A 17,931-nucleotide genomic window follows, 5' to 3' on the forward strand; every position below is an offset into this window, starting at 1 on the left:
CGGGCGGATTTTACGGAAAAGGGATTGACGCTCCCAAGGGGGAGCAGTAATATTCGCCCCCATCGGCGAGTAGCGCAGCTTGGTAGCGCAACTGGTTTGGGACCAGTGGGTCGGAGGTTCGAATCCTCTCTCGCCGACCATATTTGAAGAAACCTGCTTGAAAAAGCAGGTTTTTTTTCGTCTGTCGATCGCGGAGTCGGTGCAGCCAGGAGTGAATACGGGGCCGCTGCGTAAAGTCGCTGTCTCGTCCCTGATCGCTCGACACACGCCATCCATGGCGTGTAACGCTTTACTCCGCGGCCCCGCATTCCCTCCTTCGTTTGATTCTGTGCTTGCTTTAGGAAGCGAACATTCGGCTTTGTGCGTGCTGTCATAAAGAAAACATGCTGTTGCTTAGATGCGTGCTGTTTTTCAAAACAGCGGCATCATTGCTGATGAGCGATGGGAAGGCGGCTCGGGGAGCAAAGCGTTCGCCGCAGGGATGCGGCGACCGAGGCTACAGGGATGTATTTACGCCGTCTTTGCGATCGAGCCGCCTTCCCTGAGCAGCGCACCATTTAAAAGCGATGCTGTTTGCACCTAACCTTAGAATTCACCCATCCCATCCGACAAATCACATTTACCCGCCATTATTCCCACTTTACCGACTCGACCCCTCACGCAATCAACCCTGCACGCTTAATTCGCGACACATTCTTCTTATGACCGATTAATGCTTTTTGCTGATTTCTTATGCCATTACACCAGCATATTTCGCTGCCTGAACGTCATAACGCACGACGAATCGTTCAGTTATTCGACGTTTACCAATAACTTTTGTGTGTTTTTTAGCGGTGATAATCACTGTCATTTGACTGTATAGCCAGACAATCACGCGGCATTGCGCGCTTTATCACCTTTTTAAATTTTGGCTCAGCGCAATAACCCTGTTTTTTATCGTTGCTTGCACTTACTCACACTCTGTGTAAATAACCCCACCTTGTATTGACGTTCTTTGCAACTGTTGACAAATTGATGCGTCAATAACATGCAGAGTAGGGCGATTCTGAGGAGCCATTGGCTATCGGATGACAAAAAAAACCACTCGCATGCTGCCCGAACCGCATAAAAAAATTCAGAGGTCGGGCGACGCACACAACATCACATCACAATGGAGCAAAACATGATCAACTCCCTGGCTAAATCCAGGATGCTGAAGGTCGGTCTTAGCCTGATTGCTATGACTGTTGCCGCGGGTGTCCAGGCGAAAACCCTTGTATATTGTTCAGAAGGTTCGCCGGAAGGCTTCAACCCACAGCTCTTCACATCGGGTACCACTTACGATGCCAGCTCCGTGCCGATCTACAACCGTCTGGTTGAGTTCAAAACCGGTACTACCGAGCTGCAGCCTGGCCTGGCTGAAAAATGGGACGTTAGCGAAGATGGTAAAACCTATACCTTCCATCTGCGTAAAGGCGTGAAGTGGCAAACCACCAAAGACTTTAAGCCAACGCGTACCTTCAACGCTGACGACGTCGTGTTCTCCTTCGAGCGCCAGCTCGACAAAAACAACAAGTACCACGGTGTATCGGGCGGCAGCTACGAATACTTCGAAGGTATGGATATGCCGAAGCTGATCGAGAAAATCGAGAAAGTTGACGACTACACCGTACGCTTCACCCTGAGCCGTCCTGAAGCACCGTTCATTGCTGACCTCGGCATGGACTTCGCCTCGATCCTGTCAAAAGAGTATGCGGACAACATGCTGAAAGCCGGCACGCCAGAGAAGCTGGACCTCAATCCAGTGGGCACCGGTCCATTCGTGCTGCAGCAGTATCAGAAAGATTCTCGCATTCTGTATAAAGCCAACCCGGACTTCTGGGGCACCAAGCCGAAGATTGATCGTCTGGTGTTCTCTATCACGCCTGATGCGTCTGTGCGTTACGCCAAACTGCAGAAGGGTGAGTGCCAGGTGATGCCGTACCCGAACCCGGCTGACATCGCCAGCATGAAGAAAGATGACAAAATTAACCTGATGGAGCAGCCTGGTCTGAACGTCGGTTACCTGTCATTCAACACCGAGAAAAAACCGCTGGATAACGTGAAAGTGCGTCAGGCACTGACCATGGCGGTGAACAAACAAGCCATCATCGACGCTGTGTATCAGGGCGCTGGCCAGGCCGCGAAAAACCTGATCCCACCAACAATGTGGGGCTACAACGACGATGTGAAAGATTACGCTTACGATCCTGCCAAAGCGAAAGAGCTGCTGAAAGAAGCCGGCATGCCGGATGGTTTCTCTATCGACCTGTGGGCGATGCCGGTACAGCGTCCTTACAACCCGAACGCCCGTCGTATGGCGGAAATGGTTCAGGCTGACTGGGCGAAAATTGGCGTGAAAGCCAAGATCGTCACCTTCGAGTGGGGCGAGTACCTGAAACGCGCCAAAGCCGGTGAACACCAGACTGTCATGATGGGCTGGACCGGTGACAATGGGGATCCGGACAACTTCTTCGCCACCCTGTTTAGCTGTGCCGCCGCCAAAGACGGCTCTAACTACTCACGCTGGTGCTACAAGCCGTTTGAAGATCTGATTCAGCCTGCACGTGCTGAAGCCGATCACAACAAACGTATTGAGCTCTACAAACAGGCTCAGGTAGTGATGCATGACCAGGCTCCGGCGCTGATTATTGCTCACTCCACCGTGTATGAGCCGGTGAGCAAGAAAGTGACTGGCTATGTGGTTGATCCATTAGGTAAACATCACTTCGAAAACGTCGATATCCAGGAATAACCTTTCGGATTATCGCGGTCTGGGCCAGCGCTGCTGGCCCTCGGGCGGCACCTTTGCCGCCCGGTCTCCGCACTTTTTTTCCGGCTAATTTCTTATATTGAAGCGCTTCTTGCGTCGCGTCCGGCATTGTCGGCTGCGTGTTGTGAGCAATGTAGTCCCTGGCGGCAACGCCACGGGAAATGACTGAGAATCCGGCTTATGCTGCAATTCATACTCCGACGTCTGGGCCTTGTCATCCCAACGTTCATCGGTATTACCTTACTGACCTTTGCGTTTGTCCATCTGATCCCCGGTGACCCGGTGCTGATCATGGCTGGCGAACGCGGTATCTCTCCCGAGCGTCACGCCCAGCTGATGGCCCAATTTGGCCTCGACCAGCCGATGTGGAAACAGTACATCACCTACATTAATGGTGTGCTGCACGGCGATCTCGGCATCTCGCTGAAAAGCCGCATCCCGGTATGGGATGAGTTCGTCCCTCGTTTCAAAGCCACGCTGGAACTCGGCATCTGCGCGATGCTCTTCGCGATTGCGGTGGGCATTCCGGTTGGCGTGCTGGCGGCGGTAAAACGCGGTTCGGTGTTTGACCACACTGCAGTGGGCATCTCCCTGACCGGTTACTCCATGCCGATTTTTTGGTGGGGCATCATGCTGATCATGCTGGTATCGGTGCAGCTCAACCTGACACCGGTATCCGGGCGTGTCAGTGACACGATTTTCCTTGATGACAGCCACCCACTCACCGGTTTTATGCTGATTGATACGCTGCTGTGGGGTGAAGAGGGCGATTTCAAAGATGCGGTGATGCACATGATTTTGCCGGCCATTGTGCTGGGCACTATCCCGCTGGCGGTGATCGTGCGTATGACGCGTTCTTCAATGCTGGAAGTGCTGGGTGAAGATTATATCCGCACTGCGCGCGCTAAAGGCCTGACGCGTATGCGCGTCATCGTAGTGCATGCACTGCGCAACGCGATGCTGCCGGTGGTAACGGTTATTGGTTTGCAGGTCGGCACCCTGCTGGCCGGTGCGATTCTGACAGAAACCATCTTCTCGTGGCCGGGACTGGGTCGCTGGCTAATCGAAGCATTGCAGCGCCGTGACTATCCGGTGGTGCAGGGCGGCGTATTGCTGGTGGCAATTCTGATCATCGTGGTCAACCTGCTGGTTGATCTGTTGTACGGCGTGGTCAATCCGCGCATTCGACATAAGAAATAAGGGGGGCATCATGACAACTGTTGATCCCGCAAGCGTAAGCGCTGCACCCAAGCCGATGACCCCGATTCAGGAATTCTGGCACTACTTCAAACGCAATAAAGGCGCGGTGATTGGCCTGGTTTACATCATTCTGATGCTGCTGATCGCCATCTTCGCCGATGTGCTGGCGCCGCATGCGCCGTCAGAGCAGTTCCGTGATGCGCTGCTGCATCCGCCGGTGTGGCAGGAAGGCGGCAGCTGGAAATTTATCTTTGGCACCGATGACGTGGGCCGTGATGTGCTGTCACGCCTGATGTTCGGCGCACGTTTATCGCTGCTGGTTGGCTGTCTGGTGGTAGTGCTGTCGCTGATCCTTGGCGTGGTGTTTGGTCTGATGGCAGGTTACCTCGGCGGCGTCGTCGACGCGGTGATCATGCGTCTGGTGGATATCATGCTGGCGCTGCCAAGCCTGCTGCTGGCATTGGTGCTGGTGGCGATCTTTGGGCCGTCGATTGTCAACGCCTCGTTGGCGATTACTTTCGTCGCGCTGCCGCACTATATCCGTCTGACGCGCGCAGCGGTGCTGGTGGAAGTAAACCGCGATTACGTCACCGCTTCCAGCGTGGCGGGTGCCGGCACGCTGCGCCAGATGTTTGTCAATATTCTGCCTAACTGCCTGGCACCGCTAATCGTGCAAGCATCATTAGGCTTCTCCAACGCCATCCTCGATATGGCGGCGTTGGGCTTTCTCGGAATGGGGGCGCAACCGCCAACGCCGGAGTGGGGCACCATGCTCTCCGACGTGTTGCAGTATGCGCAAAGTGCCTGGTGGGTAGTGACGTTCCCTGGTGTCGTCATCCTGCTCACCGTGCTGGCATTCAACCTCATGGGCGATGGTTTGCGTGATGCACTCGACCCGAAACTCAAGCAGTAAAGAGGCACCGAGATGGCACTATTAAATGTAGAAAAACTGTCGGTGCACTTCGGCGACGAAAAAACACCGTTCCGTGCAGTAGACCGTATCAGCTACCAGGTTGAACAAGGCCAGGTGGTGGGGATTGTGGGTGAATCCGGCTCGGGTAAGTCGGTCAGCTCGCTGGCGATTATGGGCCTGATTGATTATCCCGGTCGTGTGATGGCGGAAAAGCTGGAGTTCAACCAGCGCGACTTGCAGAAGATCTCTGAAAAAGAGCGCCGCCAGTTGGTGGGCGCAGAAGTGGCGATGATCTTCCAGGACCCGATGACCAGCCTCAACCCGTGCTACACCGTGGGCTTCCAGATCATGGAAGCGCTGAAGGTGCATCAGGGCGGCAGCAAAAGCACGCGCCGTCAGCGTGCTATCGACCTGCTGGATCAGGTCGGTATTCCCGATCCGGCATCGCGTCTTGATGTTTATCCGCATCAGTTGTCGGGCGGTATGAGCCAGCGCGTGATGATCGCCATGGCGATCGCCTGCAAACCTAAGCTGCTGATTGCTGATGAACCGACAACTGCACTGGATGTGACCATTCAGGCGCAAATCATCGAACTGCTGCTGGAGTTGCAGAAGCAGGAGAACATGGCGCTGATCCTGATTACCCACGATTTGGCGCTGGTGGCAGAAGCCGCGCAGCACATCATCGTGATGTACGCCGGACAGGTGGTGGAAAGCGGGAAAGCGGTGGATATCTTCAAAGCCCCGCGTCATCCCTACACCCAAGCGCTGCTGCGCGCGTTGCCGGAGTTTGCCGCAGATAAAGCGCGTCTGGCTTCGCTGCCGGGTGTGGTGCCGGGCAAATATGATCGTCCTACCGGCTGTCTGCTCAATCCGCGCTGTCCGTATGTGACCGAACGCTGCCGTCGTGAAGAACCTGAACTGCGTGACATTCCGGGTCGCCAGTCTAAATGCCATTTCCCACTGGATGATGCCGGGAGACCGACTTATGAGTCTTGATAACACTAAGCAGGATTACCTGCTGCAGGCGATCGACCTGAAAAAACACTACCCGGTGAAGAAAGGGCTGTTTGGCCAGGAGCGTCTGGTGAAAGCGCTGGATGGCGTCTCGTTCAACCTTGAACGCGGCAAAACGCTGGCGGTGGTCGGTGAGTCGGGCTGTGGTAAATCCACACTTGGTCGCTTGCTGACCATGATTGAAACGCCAACCGAGGGCCAGCTCTACTGGCATGGTCAGGATTTGCTGAAGCACGATCCGCAGGCGCAAAAGCTGCGTCGTCAGAAAATCCAGATCGTGTTCCAGAACCCGTATGGCTCACTCAATCCGCGTAAGAAAATCAGCCAGATTCTCGAAGAGCCGTTATTGATTAACACTTCGCTGAGTAAAGCGGAACGCCGTGAGAAGACGCTGGAGATGATGGCGAAGGTGGGCCTGAAAACCGAGCACTACGATCGCTATCCGCATATGTTTTCCGGTGGCCAGCGTCAGCGTATCGCCATTGCGCGTGGTTTGATGCTCGATCCCGATGTGCTGATTGCCGATGAACCGGTTTCTGCGCTCGACGTTTCCGTACGTGCGCAGGTGCTGAACCTGATGATGGATTTGCAGCAGGATTTGGGTTTGTCGTATGTGTTCATTTCTCATGATTTGTCGGTGGTGGAGCATATCGCTGACGAAGTGATGGTGATGTATTTAGGTCGTTGCGTTGAGCGCGGCGGTAAAGAGGCCATTTTCAGCAATCCGCGTCATCCTTATACGCAGGCCTTGTTGTCAGCCACGCCGCGTTTGAATCCAGATGAGCGTCGTGAAAGGATTAAATTGACCGGCGAACTGCCAAGTCCACTCAATCCGCCGCCGGGCTGTGCGTTTAACGCGCGCTGCCGCCGCCGCTTTGGTACCTGCGTCCAGTTGCAGCCCAAACTTAAGCAATATGGCGAGCAGCAAATTGCCTGTTTCGCGGTGGATCAGGACGAGAATCAGCCAGTGGGCGTGTAATTAACAACGCCAGAAATGAATGAAGGCTCCTGCGGGAGCCTTTATTTTTTCCTGCGTTATACTTCAGGAATGCTAACAAGAAAAATGTTTCTGCCAGAACCGCCAGGAAATGTATTACTCCAGTGCATCAGTAATCGATTGGTCCTGATTAGGAGGGAGAATCGTTAAGGCAAATTCTGAATAGCGTCAGGATTATGTGAGTGTAATCACACAGCTGTTAAATCCGTAACTTGAACCACTTTCTCATCATATCAGTAGCTTAGGTGAATGTTTTTGCCGTTATTATTTCAGTTAATCGATATTAATAAATCTCCGGCCTTAAATATCTGCACGCTTTTTGCATTGCCAGATTTTCAATCATATTGATAAAAGTCTTTTGTTGAATACGCCGTTTTTATAATCAGAATTCTCTCACTCTCTTTTAATGTGTGTGATATATTCGCGGAAAATTCCCTCCCGCTTTTACAGGCTCTGATCATGAAGAATTACGACGATCTGCAGCGTTTTAAAGAAAAGACCAAAACGCTTGATATCGCTTTTAAGGACATGTCTGGGCAATCGCAGGAAGCGGATCACAGCCAGTGGGCGATCATACGCCAATTAGCGAACGATAATGAGCCAGACCTGGGTAGCGGCCAACGTATTGATCTGCCACAGCCACAGCCGATTCGCGGCAATGAGTTCAGCGCGCCCGCAGCGCCGATGCAGAGTGCGCCAGCAGCAATTTCCTCTGCGGCCAGCTCTTCACGCAGTTCAATTCCCGACAGCCTGGCGGCCACTGCGCCTACAGAACCTGCGCCATCCACGCCGCCTGCGGGAGTCTCATCACTTTTCCCGCCTGCACCAGCGGCTAAACCGGCGCCTTCTGTGATCTCACAGGCACCGAAAGCGACCCATGTTGAGCGGCAGGCCACGACGTCGCTGTTTCCACCGCCGCCAGCGAAACCGGCGGCTGCACCTTTATCTGCATCCGCACCTATCGCTGCGGTACCTACCGTGACGCCGGCTCCCGCACCTGTAGCGAACCCTGCTCCAGCGCCTTTAGACTCACCGATTGCCGCGACATCGGCTGAAGCGCCGCAGGCTACTACAACGTTCAGTGCGCCCGCGTCTACCTTCACCGCTCCGGTTGAACCGGCGCGTCCGGCAGCTTCTGCACCCTCACGTTTTGGTGCCCTGTTCCGCTCGCGTGCGACGGAACCTGCTCATCTTTCAAAAGAAACACCCTTAAAACCGCTATTGGAGAAGATTGCGCTATGCCGTTAGTTTGTGTGTGCTCGCCAAAAGGGGGAGTAGGGAAAACCACCATGGCGGCCAACCTTGCATGGAGCCTGGCTCGCGCTGGCAGCAAGGTGTTGGCAATCGATTTCGATGTCCAGAACGCCTTGCGTCTGCATTTTGGTGTGCCACTGCACGATGGTCGCGGCTTTGTTGCGCGTTCTGAAGAGCAGGCTGACTGGAGCCAATCCATCCTCACCACCGGCGGTAATATTTTCGTCATGCCTCATGGCGATGTGACCGAAGATCAGCGTGAGCGTTTTGAAGAGAACCTGATTAAAGATCCGCATTTCCTGCGCCGCGGTCTGGACACAGTTTTAAATTATCCGGGACTGGTGATTATTGCCGATTTCCCGCCAGGCCCTGGTCCTGCACTTAAAGCCATGGCCGCTTTGGCCGATATGCATCTAGTGGTGATGCTGGCAGATACCGCCTCGGTCTCTTTACTGCCGCAAATTGAAAATGACCGCATGATAGGTAAGCCGCTCAATAATAAGCGTGGTCACTATTTCGTACTTAATCAAAGTGACAATCGCCGCAATATTAGTCGCGAAGTCACCGGCTTTATGCAGCAGCGTTTGGGCGAAAATTTATTAGGCGTGGTGCATCGTGATGAAAGCGTCGCGGAAGCCAATGCTTCACAACAATCAGTTTATGATTTCAGCCCGGCATCAGCCGCAGCCTTTGATATTGAACTGGTGGCGAAGCGCGTAGCCAATATCCTGAATATTACTGTGGGTAACGGTGAAGTTCAGGCACCTATCCGCAGCCATTATTAATCGCCAGGCATTTGCCTGGCGGTATTAGCAATAATAACAACACAGCTTCTTTAGGGTGAATCATGAGTAAACTCGGGTTTTACCTGCTGCTGCTGGTGCTTGCACCTGTGGCTGCGGTAATCGTCATCACGCCTATGGACAGCCAAAAACAATATATTTTTGGCTTAATCAGCATCGGGATGATGTTTTTACTGGGCTTCAGCAAAAGCCGCAAAATAACTGTCATCATGGTTATCCTTTCTGCGCTGATGTCGACCCGATATATCTGGTGGCGCACCACGGAGACGCTGCAGTTTAATTCCGAGATTGAAGCGATTCTCGGCATCGGCTTATATCTGGCCGAACTGTATGTCTGGCTGATTCTGATTCTCGGCTTCCTGCAAACCACCTGGCCATTAAAACGCACCATTGAACCGTTGCCGGACGATACCAGCCTGTGGCCTACCGTTGACGTCTATGTCCCGACCTATAACGAAAGCCTCGACGTAGTGCGTGATACCGTGCTGGCGGCGCAGTGCATCGATTATCCGCGTGACAAGCTCAAGGTCTATCTGCTGGATGACGGCAAGCGCAGCGAGTTTGCGGTTTTTGCCGCCGATGTAGGGGTGGGCTATATCACCCGTGACGACAACAGTCATGCGAAAGCCGGTAACCTCAACCATGCGATGAAAATCACCAAGGGTGAGCTGATCTGCATCTTTGACTGTGACCACGTCGCCACCCGTACCTTCCTGCAGGCGACCGTCGGTCCGTTCCTGAACGATCCCAAGCTGGCGCTGTTGCAGACGCCACACTATTTCTATTCACCGGACCCGTTTGAACGTAACCTGCGTGCAGCGCGTACCATTCCGAACGAAGGCGCGCTGTTCTACGGCCCGGTTCAGCAGGGTAACGACAACTGGAACGCCACCTTCTTCTGCGGTTCCTGTGCGGTGATTCGCCGTAGCGCGCTGGAAGAGATTGGTGGCTTTGCGGTGGAAACCGTGACCGAAGATGCGCACACCGCATTGAAAATGCAGCGTTTAGGTTGGGGTTCAGCCTTCCTGGCGATTCCGCTGGCTGCCGGTTTGGCCACCGAACGTCTCGGTCTGCACGTGGTTCAGCGTAACCGCTGGGCGCGTGGCATGACGCAGATCTTCCGTGTGGATAATCCGCTGTTTGGCCGTGGTCTGAAATGGCAGCAGCGTCTCTGCTACCTCAACGCCATGCTGCACTTCCAGTTCGGTCTGCCGCGCGTGGCATTCCTGACCGCGCCGCTGGCGTACCTGCTGTTCAACCTGAACATTATTCACTCGTCGGCGTCGCTGATCTTCGCCTACGTATTGCCGCATCTGGTGATGTCGCTGTACGTCAACTCCCGCATGAACGGCAAGTTCCGTTACACCTTCTGGGGTGAAATCTACGAAACCGTGATGTGCTTCCACCTCGTGATCCCGACGTTGCTGACCATGCTGGCACCAAAGCGCGGTAAATTTAACGTAACGGATAAGGGGGGCCTGCTGGACCAGGGCTTCTTCGATTTCCACATCGTCCGCCCCCATGTGATTGTCGCGGTACTGCTGACCATTGGTATCGTCGCGGGTGTGGTGCGTGCTGTTGCGCATGACTACTTCGGCGTGGATCCTTATGTCATCGCTCTCAACGTCGGCTGGGCGGTGTTCAGCCTGATCATCCTGATGGCGGCGATTGCCGTGGCGCGCGAAACCAAGCAGGTACGTAAAACCATTCGTATCGAAGTGCAGATTCCGGCGGTGATTCACTACGCCAGCGGTATCTCATCACGCACCCAAACCAGCGACCTGTCGATGGGCGGCGCGCAACTGGATGCGCCGGACAACCGTCATGAGCATGATGAAATTGAAGAGATTGATCTGCTGCTGAAATCCGGTGCCATCACTATTCCGGTGAGCAAAATCTCCGGCGATGAAGAGACCATTCGTCTGCGCTTTGGTGATATGCCGCTATCGCGTCGTCGTGAGCTGGTGCGTGTGGTACTGGCGCGCGCCGATGCGTGGATCCAGCCCGAGTATAAGCAGGACAACCCGCTGGTATCGTTGGGCACTATTATTCGTACCGTATTTGAGCTGTTCTGGCTGACCTGGAAAGATCGCCGTGAGAAGCATAAGCGTGAAAACCAGTCGGCAGTGAAAGAGGACAGCGCAGTATGAAGAATTTGACGCAAACGTTGCTGGCAAGCTCGCTGGCGACGGCGCTGATGCTCGCCCCGGCCTGGGCAGAAACCCCTGCGGTAACGCAGGATAGTTCGGCCTTGTCCAACGTGCCGCCACCGCAAGGCATCCAGAGTGAAGCGGATGCCCAGTTGCAGCAGGCGGCGGGTGCAACACCTTATGCGCCCACTGAAAATGCACCAGCAACTGAAAATACTGCCCCGGCTGCGACGGATATGCCAGCAGCCAACGCCACGAACTCGGCTGCACCACAGACGGAGCCGCCTGCTACCACGCCAGCGCCAGAGATGGTGCTGCCTGATGTGGCACCTGCAGCATCAGTCGCCGCACCCGTGGTTTCCGCTTCTGCGATGCTCAATCAACCTATCAGCAGCACCATTTCCGTGGCGCAGATGGGCCAGCCGCAGGGCATCACCTTAACGGGCGGTCAGCTGCAATCGGGCATCGTGTTTACTCTGCCGAGCGATGAAGTGATCACCAACGCGCGTCTGAATTTGTCGCTGCGCGTTTCAGCAGCACTGGCGGCGCGTAATACCTCGTTGCAGCTGATGCTGAATGGTCAGCCGCTGGGCACTTTGCCGCTGGGTTCAAGCGACAGCGATGTCAGCGACTATCAGCTGGATATTCCAGCGGCGATGGTGGTCTCAAGCAACAACCTCAGCTTCAAAATTAACGATGCCGACAAACTGCTGTGCGAAAAAGAGAGTGCACAGCAGTATCAGGTGTCGATTCTGCCTAAAACCACGCTGAGCCTCGAAGGCCAGCAGTTGAATATCGGCACCAGCCTGCGCAACTTCCCGCGTCCGTTTATGGATGCGCAGCGTATGACGCCAGCCAGCGTGACCTTTGGCTTTGCCGCCAATGCCACGCCGGACAGCATCAGCGCGGCGGCGTTAGTGGCATCATGGATGGGTATTCAATCGGACTATCGCGGCATTCGTTTCCCGGTGGTGCGTGGCGATCTGCCTGAGCACAACGGCATTTTGATTGGTCATCCCGGTGAGAAGATCGGTTCTGTGACTTTACCTGCCACCAACGGTCCGCTGTTGCAGGTGATTGATAACCCGAACAACCCGGTTTACAAACTGCTGTTAGTTGTCGGTGCGGATGATGCTCAGCTGCGTCAGGCGGCAAACCGTTTGACCACGCAACCGCTGGCGACCGATGCCAGCAGCCTGAACGTGCAGCCGCAGCCGATTGGCCTGCGTAAGCCGTATGACGCGCCGCGCTGGATCAATACCACTCGTCCGGTGCGGTTGAGCGAGCTGCTGCGTAAAGATCAGAGTCTGACCACCACCGGCATCTGGCATGATGCGCTGAGCGTGAACTTCCGCGCGGCACCCGATTTGTTCATGTGGGATGGCGACACTATTCCGGTCGAGCTGCACTACCGCTTCCCGTCGGAAAGCTGGATTGATGAGAACAAATCGTTCCTCAACGTGATGCTTAACGGCACCTTCCTGCGCAACCTGACCGTAAACAAAGTCGGCTTGCTGGAGAGCGCCTGGCATCGTCTTGGCGGCGACGCCCGTCAGGAGCACTACACCCTGAAGCTGGAGCCGTATCTGATTTACGGTGATAACCAGCTGGCGTTGTACTTCAACATCAAACCGAAAGCGGACGCGCCATGTGGTGTGTTGCTCAACAACAACATCAAGAGCCGCATCGAAGATGATTCGTGGATCGATCTGAGCCACACGCGTCACTTCACCATGCTGCCGAACCTGTCGTACTTCGTTGGCGCATCATTCCCGTTCTCGCGTCTGGCGGACTTCTCGCAGACCACCTTGCTGCTGCCAGAAAAACCGACCGATGCAGAGATCTCCACGCTGCTGGATATGTCTTCACGTGCGGGTAACGCGACCGGTGTACCGCTGGTGCAGAATCAGGTGCTGTTTGGTTTGCCAAATGGTGGCACTAACCTGACACGCCTGCAGGACAGTGATCTGCTGGCGGTGAGCACCACTCAGAACAGTGAATTCAATCAGCAGATGCTGGCTAACACGCCCTATCAGACCAGCGGTAATACGTTGGGCGTGAAAGATCCGACGACCTGGGACAAGCTGCGTGGCTGGCTGACCGGCGACTGGAACCTTCAGCAGCTGGATGCCGATCGTTACTTCTCCTCCAACGAAGCGTGGCGTGGCTTTGTCAGCTACCGCTCGCCGTGGAATGCCGATCGCCTGGTGGTGATGACGGTGGCAACCAGCGATCAACAGCTGCTGCGTTTGCATGAAGATCTCAACTCGGCGCGCATTAACGCGGGCATTCGTGGCGATACCGCCATCATCACTGATGAAAACGGTATTCGCAGTTTCCGCGTCGGTCCACAGTTCCCGAGTGGCGAAATGCCGTGGTACATGATGGTGGTGTGGTATGCCAACCAGCATTCGGTGCTGATGGCGCTGGCCGCTCTGGTGCTGGCAACGCTGGTCGGCGGTAGCGCATGGGCGATGCTGAAGCGTCATGCATGGCGACGCCTCAACCCGAAAGCTGATAGCAAGTCCGGCAAGAAGTAAGGATAAAAACAATGAAAAAAAATCTGTTGAGTGCCGGTATTCGTCATGCCCTGATTCTGGGTGGGGCACTGGCGTTCTCTCAGCCGCTGCTGGCGGCGGAGAGCACCAATCCTGCGTTACAAGCGTTGTTTGATCAGGCGGCTTACTGGCATCAGAAAGCGCATGACGATTTGGCCAAATCTTCGCTGCAAAAAGTGTTGATGGTGGAACCCAACAACACTCAGGCGCTTTATTTGCTGGCGCTCTATTCCCAGCAGAGCGGCAGCAGCGCGGAAGCGGCGCAGTGGCGCGCGCGACTGAGTGCCGCATCGCCGAACGATCCGCACCTCACCGAACTGGATAATGCGCGTCAGCTGCAAACCATCCCACAGGCGCAGCTGTCGTTAGCGCGCCAGCAGGCCCGCAGTGGCAATATTGCAGCTTCGCTGCAAACCTGGCGCAATACCTTTAATGGTAATGAGCCACCACCGAGCGTGGCGGCGGAATATTACCTGACCATGGCCGGAGACCGCTCGCTGCTGCCGCAGGCGGTCGAAGCGCTGCGTCAATTCGCGGCCGATCATCCACAAGATACCGGCGCGAAGCTGGCACTCGGCAAAGCACTGACCTATCAGGAATCGACCCGTCGTCAGGGTATTGATCTGCTGGGCACGCTGGCGGATGGCAATAAAGACGCTGACCGTTCACTGCGCCAGGCGCTGCTGTGGCTCGAGCCGCAGGCGTCCGATGCTTCCCTGTACCAGACCTGGCAGCAGCGCCATCCGCAAGACAATGCGGTGATGGATTACTACCGTAAAAATGTTGGCGGCGCTGAGAAGGGGGCTGGCTTTACCGCACTGAACAGTGGTGACGTCAGCAACGCGCAGAACAACTTTGAGAAAGTGCTGCAGGCGAACCCGCAGGATGCCGATGCACTGGCAGGGATGGGCTATGTGGCTCAGCGTGCCGGGCGCTATGCCGAAGCGGCTGATTATCTGACGCGCGCCGCGCAGATGGGCGGCGATCAGAGCGAGACGCGCCAAAAGCAGGCAGCCGATGCGCGCTTCTATGCTCAACTGGCGACCGCGCAGCAGGCGCTGAAAAACGGTGACAGCGCGCAGGCATTGGCCTTGAGTGAACCCCTGGCGCAGGCCGATGGCGAGAAAGGCGTTTCAGCTAAGCTGTTCCGCGCGGACGTGCAGCGTCGCAGCAATCAACTCGACCAGGCAGAACAAACTTATCGCTCTATCCTGCAAGCCGATCCGAACAACCGTAACGCCAAAGAAGGCCTGTTCTACGTGCTGCGTCAGCAGAATCGCAGTGCCGAAGCCAACACGCTGCTGGCTTCTCTGCCGGATAGCGTGCGCCAGAGCGTGGCCCCGCGCGGCAGCAGCACCGATCCGATTCGTGCGCAGGCTAAGCGTGAGCTGGCGGCGGGCAACAACAGTGCGGCGATTGCCACCTTGAACAGCGGTATTCAGCGCTTCCCAAATGATGGCTGGTTACGCCTCGACCTGGCGCGTATTTATCGCGCACAGGGCGATAATATGATGGCCGCCAATATCATGCAGCCGTCGATGCGCAGCGGCGCCAGCACGTCAGAGCTGTATGCTGGCGCATTGAACGCCAGCGAGAGCGGTGCCTGGCAGCAGGCGAGTTTACTGCTGTCACGCATACCGAACGGCAGCAAGAGCAGCGATATGCGCGAGCTGGCGCAGCGTGTGAACTTCAACCTGCAGATGACCACCGCCGATCAGTATCTGGCGCAGGGCTCGAATGCTGCAGCGGCGAATACCCTGCGTGCGCTGGCCTCGTCACCTCCGTCCAACCCGGTGGATGCCGGTAACCTGGCACAGAAGCTGGCGAAAGCGGGCGATCTCACCACCGCTGTCTCTGTGGTGCGCAGCAATATGCAGCGCGGCATTCAGGGGAATGCCGGTGATTACGCTGCACAGGTCGCGGTGCTCAACCAGGCAGGTCTGAATACCGAAGCGCAGAGCTTCCTCAGCAGCCCGGAGTTGCAGGCGCGCAGTACACCAACGCAGCTGGCGGGTATTCGCAACGGTTACGTGATCAACGAAGTGGATCGTCTGCGTGAGCAGAAGCAGTACGCTGCGGCTTACGACAAGCTGGTGGGCGCACTGCAGCACGATCCACAGAACCGCGATCTGATGTTCGCCATGGCGCGACTGTATCAGTCCGGCAAGATGAACAAAGAAGCGGGTGTGGTGTATGACTACCTGATGACCCAGGATACGCCAACGCAAGATGCGCGTACCGGTGCCATCAACGTGGCACTGGCGAACAATGACGTCAATAAAGCCAATACCCTGACACGCGGCCTGAACAATGAGCAGTCACCGGATCGCCAGCTGTTACTGGCGCGCGTGGCTGAAGCCAACGGCAATCACAGCCAGGCCATGAGCTATCTGCGCAGCGCGCGCGGGCAGTTGATTGGTCTGCAGGGTGCCACCAACGGTGATACGCCAAGCGTGGGTGGTCTGGCATTGGCGGATAACCCGTTCATCAACCGGGGGACTTCGCCGGTGGGACGTTCTCCGTCTGCTTATGGCGCGGTGATGCCATGGCAATCGGCACCGGATGTCACCAGCAGCGCAACGGGGACCACGCTGGCCAGCAATACACCGGCAATCCAGCAGAGCCAGACGCTGCGCCAGATCGACAGTATGATGGACGATCTACAAGAGAAAACCGGCACCTGGATTCAGGGTGGCATGCAGGTACGTGGTCGTGACGGCGAATCGGGTCTGAGCAAACTGACCGAAGCCAAAGCGCCACTGACTTTCTCCACCGTCCCGTTTGGCGAATCGCGCTTTGACTTTACTATGACACCTGTCTCGCTCACGGCGGGCAGTGCGGCGGGCGACGCGTGGCGTCGTTTCGGCACCAATGCCCTGGTGCAGGGTAATGTGGTGGCGTCTGGCGATGCCAAAATTGACGATGTCCCGTCTTCATCCACTGATTCGCAGAAAGCCACCGGTGTTGAGCTGAACCTGGCATTGAAAGGCGACAGCTACAAGATCGACCTCGGCAGTACGCCACTGGGACAGGATTTGAGTACCTTGGTGGGGGGCGTGCAGTGGTCACCGAAACTCACTGACTTCCTGACGCTGATCCTCACCGGTGAACGTCGTGCGATGACCGACAGCCTGCTCTCCTATGTGGGCGTGGAAGATAAAACCAGCGGTAAGCGCTGGGGTCGCGTGACCAAAAACGGCGGTAATGCGTTGCTGAGCTACGATAACGGCGATGCCGGTTTCTACGTCGGCGGCGGCGCTTACAGCTACATTGGTGAAAACGTGGCGAGTAACAACAGCGTGCAGGCGACTGCCGGTGCGTATGTGCGTCCGTTCCACTACGACGATCGCGAGCTGAAGGTGGGCATGAGCCTGTCGTGGATGGATTACTCGAAAAACCTGAGTTACTTCAGCTACGGCCAGGGCGGTTACTTCAGCCCGCAGAACTATGCATCGGTCTCGTTCCCGATTGAGTTCTCCCGCAAGTTCGACGATCTGAAAGTGAACGTGGGCGGTTCGGTGGGTTATCAATCCTACAGCCAGGATAAGAGCGCTTACTTCCCGAACGATCCGACTTACCAGGCACAAATGCAGAGTCTGGCCGATCAGGGTTACGTGAAAAGCGCTTACTACAGCGGCGAGAGCAAGAACGGTATTGGCTACAACTTGCACGCCGGTGCGGATTACAAGATCAACAAAGATGTCACTGTGGGTGGGCAATTAGGCTACGACACCTTTGGCGATTACAACGAGAGCACAGCGAATCTGTACTTCCGTTATCTGTTCGGAGACAACTAAATGAGTGAGCAGGCAACCGCGCGCGTCAGCCATCCGCATCAGCCGGGTTGGTTTGATCTGGTCAGCGTGATGATTGAAGGGATGCTGGACAAAGCGGGCGAGGAAGCCGAAGGCTTCCTCAACAATGTGGGCGGATCGCTGGCAGCGCGCTATCCTTTAGCGGAAGCGCGCACCGTGCAGGATCTGGAACGCGAGATGAATCTGCAACTGGCGCGCTTTAGTTGGGGGTTCACCCAGCTTCAGCCGCTGGAAAATGCCATTCTGATTCAGCATCATGCGCTGCCGCAGGGCGACAGCAAGGTGGGTGCAGAGCGCTGGCAGCTGGCGATGAGCGCCGTGCTGGCCGGTGTTTATTCACAGTGGCTGCAGGCACAGGGCGGCAGCGCTGCGGTGCCGGTTACCTTCGAAAAGAATGACGGCAACACGCTGCATTACCGATATCAATAGGATT

Annotated in this window: 11 protein-coding genes and 1 tRNA gene; all 12 read left to right on the plus strand. The window is 55.8% G+C overall.

Annotation, left to right across the window (positions count from 1 at the left end):
• The first annotated feature begins 63 nt into the window (after positions 1–63).
• The 12 genes from FD737_RS09435 (at position 64) to bcsD (ending at position 17,927) form a co-directional block, all read left to right on the plus strand.
• A tRNA-Pro gene (locus tag FD737_RS09435) sits at positions 64–140 on the plus strand.
• A 1,022-nt stretch (positions 141–1,162) separates the two neighbouring features.
• On the plus strand, positions 1,163–2,773 hold the full coding sequence (gene dppA / locus FD737_RS09440) for a dipeptide ABC transporter periplasmic-binding protein DppA (protein WP_034827775.1): 1,611 nt from the start codon (positions 1,163–1,165) through the stop codon (positions 2,771–2,773).
• A 198-nt stretch (positions 2,774–2,971) separates the two neighbouring features.
• Positions 2,972–3,991: a dipeptide ABC transporter permease DppB gene (dppB, locus tag FD737_RS09445; protein WP_034827777.1), complete on the plus strand. Its 1,020-nt coding sequence runs from the start codon at positions 2,972–2,974 to the stop codon at positions 3,989–3,991.
• Positions 3,992–4,001: 10 nt separating this feature from the next.
• Entirely contained in the window at positions 4,002–4,904 is a 903-nt protein-coding gene (gene dppC, locus FD737_RS09450; RefSeq protein WP_034827779.1) for a dipeptide ABC transporter permease DppC, read from the plus strand.
• A gap of 12 nt (positions 4,905–4,916) precedes the next feature.
• Entirely contained in the window at positions 4,917–5,903 is a 987-nt protein-coding gene (dppD, locus tag FD737_RS09455) for a dipeptide ABC transporter ATP-binding protein (RefSeq protein ID WP_038643846.1), read from the plus strand.
• A complete protein-coding gene (gene dppF, locus FD737_RS09460; protein WP_160833351.1) occupies positions 5,893–6,900 on the plus strand; it encodes a dipeptide ABC transporter ATP-binding subunit DppF in 1,008 nt (335 codons plus the stop codon). The genes dppD and dppF overlap by 11 nt, the downstream gene beginning before the upstream one ends.
• Before the next feature lie 477 nt (positions 6,901–7,377).
• Positions 7,378–8,166: a cellulose biosynthesis protein BcsO gene (bcsO, locus tag FD737_RS09465; RefSeq protein ID WP_160833352.1), complete on the plus strand. Its 789-nt coding sequence runs from the start codon at positions 7,378–7,380 to the stop codon at positions 8,164–8,166.
• On the plus strand, positions 8,157–8,957 hold the full coding sequence (bcsQ, locus tag FD737_RS09470; protein WP_160833353.1) for a cellulose biosynthesis protein BcsQ: 801 nt from the start codon (positions 8,157–8,159) through the stop codon (positions 8,955–8,957). Before bcsO ends, bcsQ begins: the two co-directional genes overlap by 10 nt.
• A gap of 62 nt (positions 8,958–9,019) precedes the next feature.
• Entirely contained in the window at positions 9,020–11,125 is a 2,106-nt protein-coding gene (bcsA, locus tag FD737_RS09475; protein ID WP_160833354.1) for a UDP-forming cellulose synthase catalytic subunit, read from the plus strand.
• Positions 11,122–13,665, plus strand: a complete 2,544-nt coding sequence (gene bcsB / locus FD737_RS09480) for a cellulose biosynthesis cyclic di-GMP-binding regulatory protein BcsB (RefSeq protein WP_097118490.1) — start codon at positions 11,122–11,124, stop codon at positions 13,663–13,665. The genes bcsA and bcsB overlap by 4 nt, the downstream gene beginning before the upstream one ends.
• 11 nt (positions 13,666–13,676) lie before the next feature.
• Complete coding sequence (locus tag FD737_RS09485; RefSeq protein WP_160833355.1) at positions 13,677–17,480, plus strand: cellulose biosynthesis protein BcsC; 3,804 nt, start codon at positions 13,677–13,679, stop codon at positions 17,478–17,480.
• Positions 17,481–17,927, plus strand: coding sequence for a cellulose biosynthesis protein BcsD (gene bcsD, locus FD737_RS09490; protein WP_160833356.1), 447 nt, complete (start codon positions 17,481–17,483; stop codon positions 17,925–17,927). It abuts the gene before it with no gap.
• The last annotated feature ends 4 nt before the right edge of the window (positions 17,928–17,931 follow it).

The organism is Pantoea sp. Seng (genome assembly GCF_009829935.1).
Taxonomy (GTDB): Bacteria; Pseudomonadota; Gammaproteobacteria; order Enterobacterales; family Enterobacteriaceae; genus Pantoea; species Pantoea communis.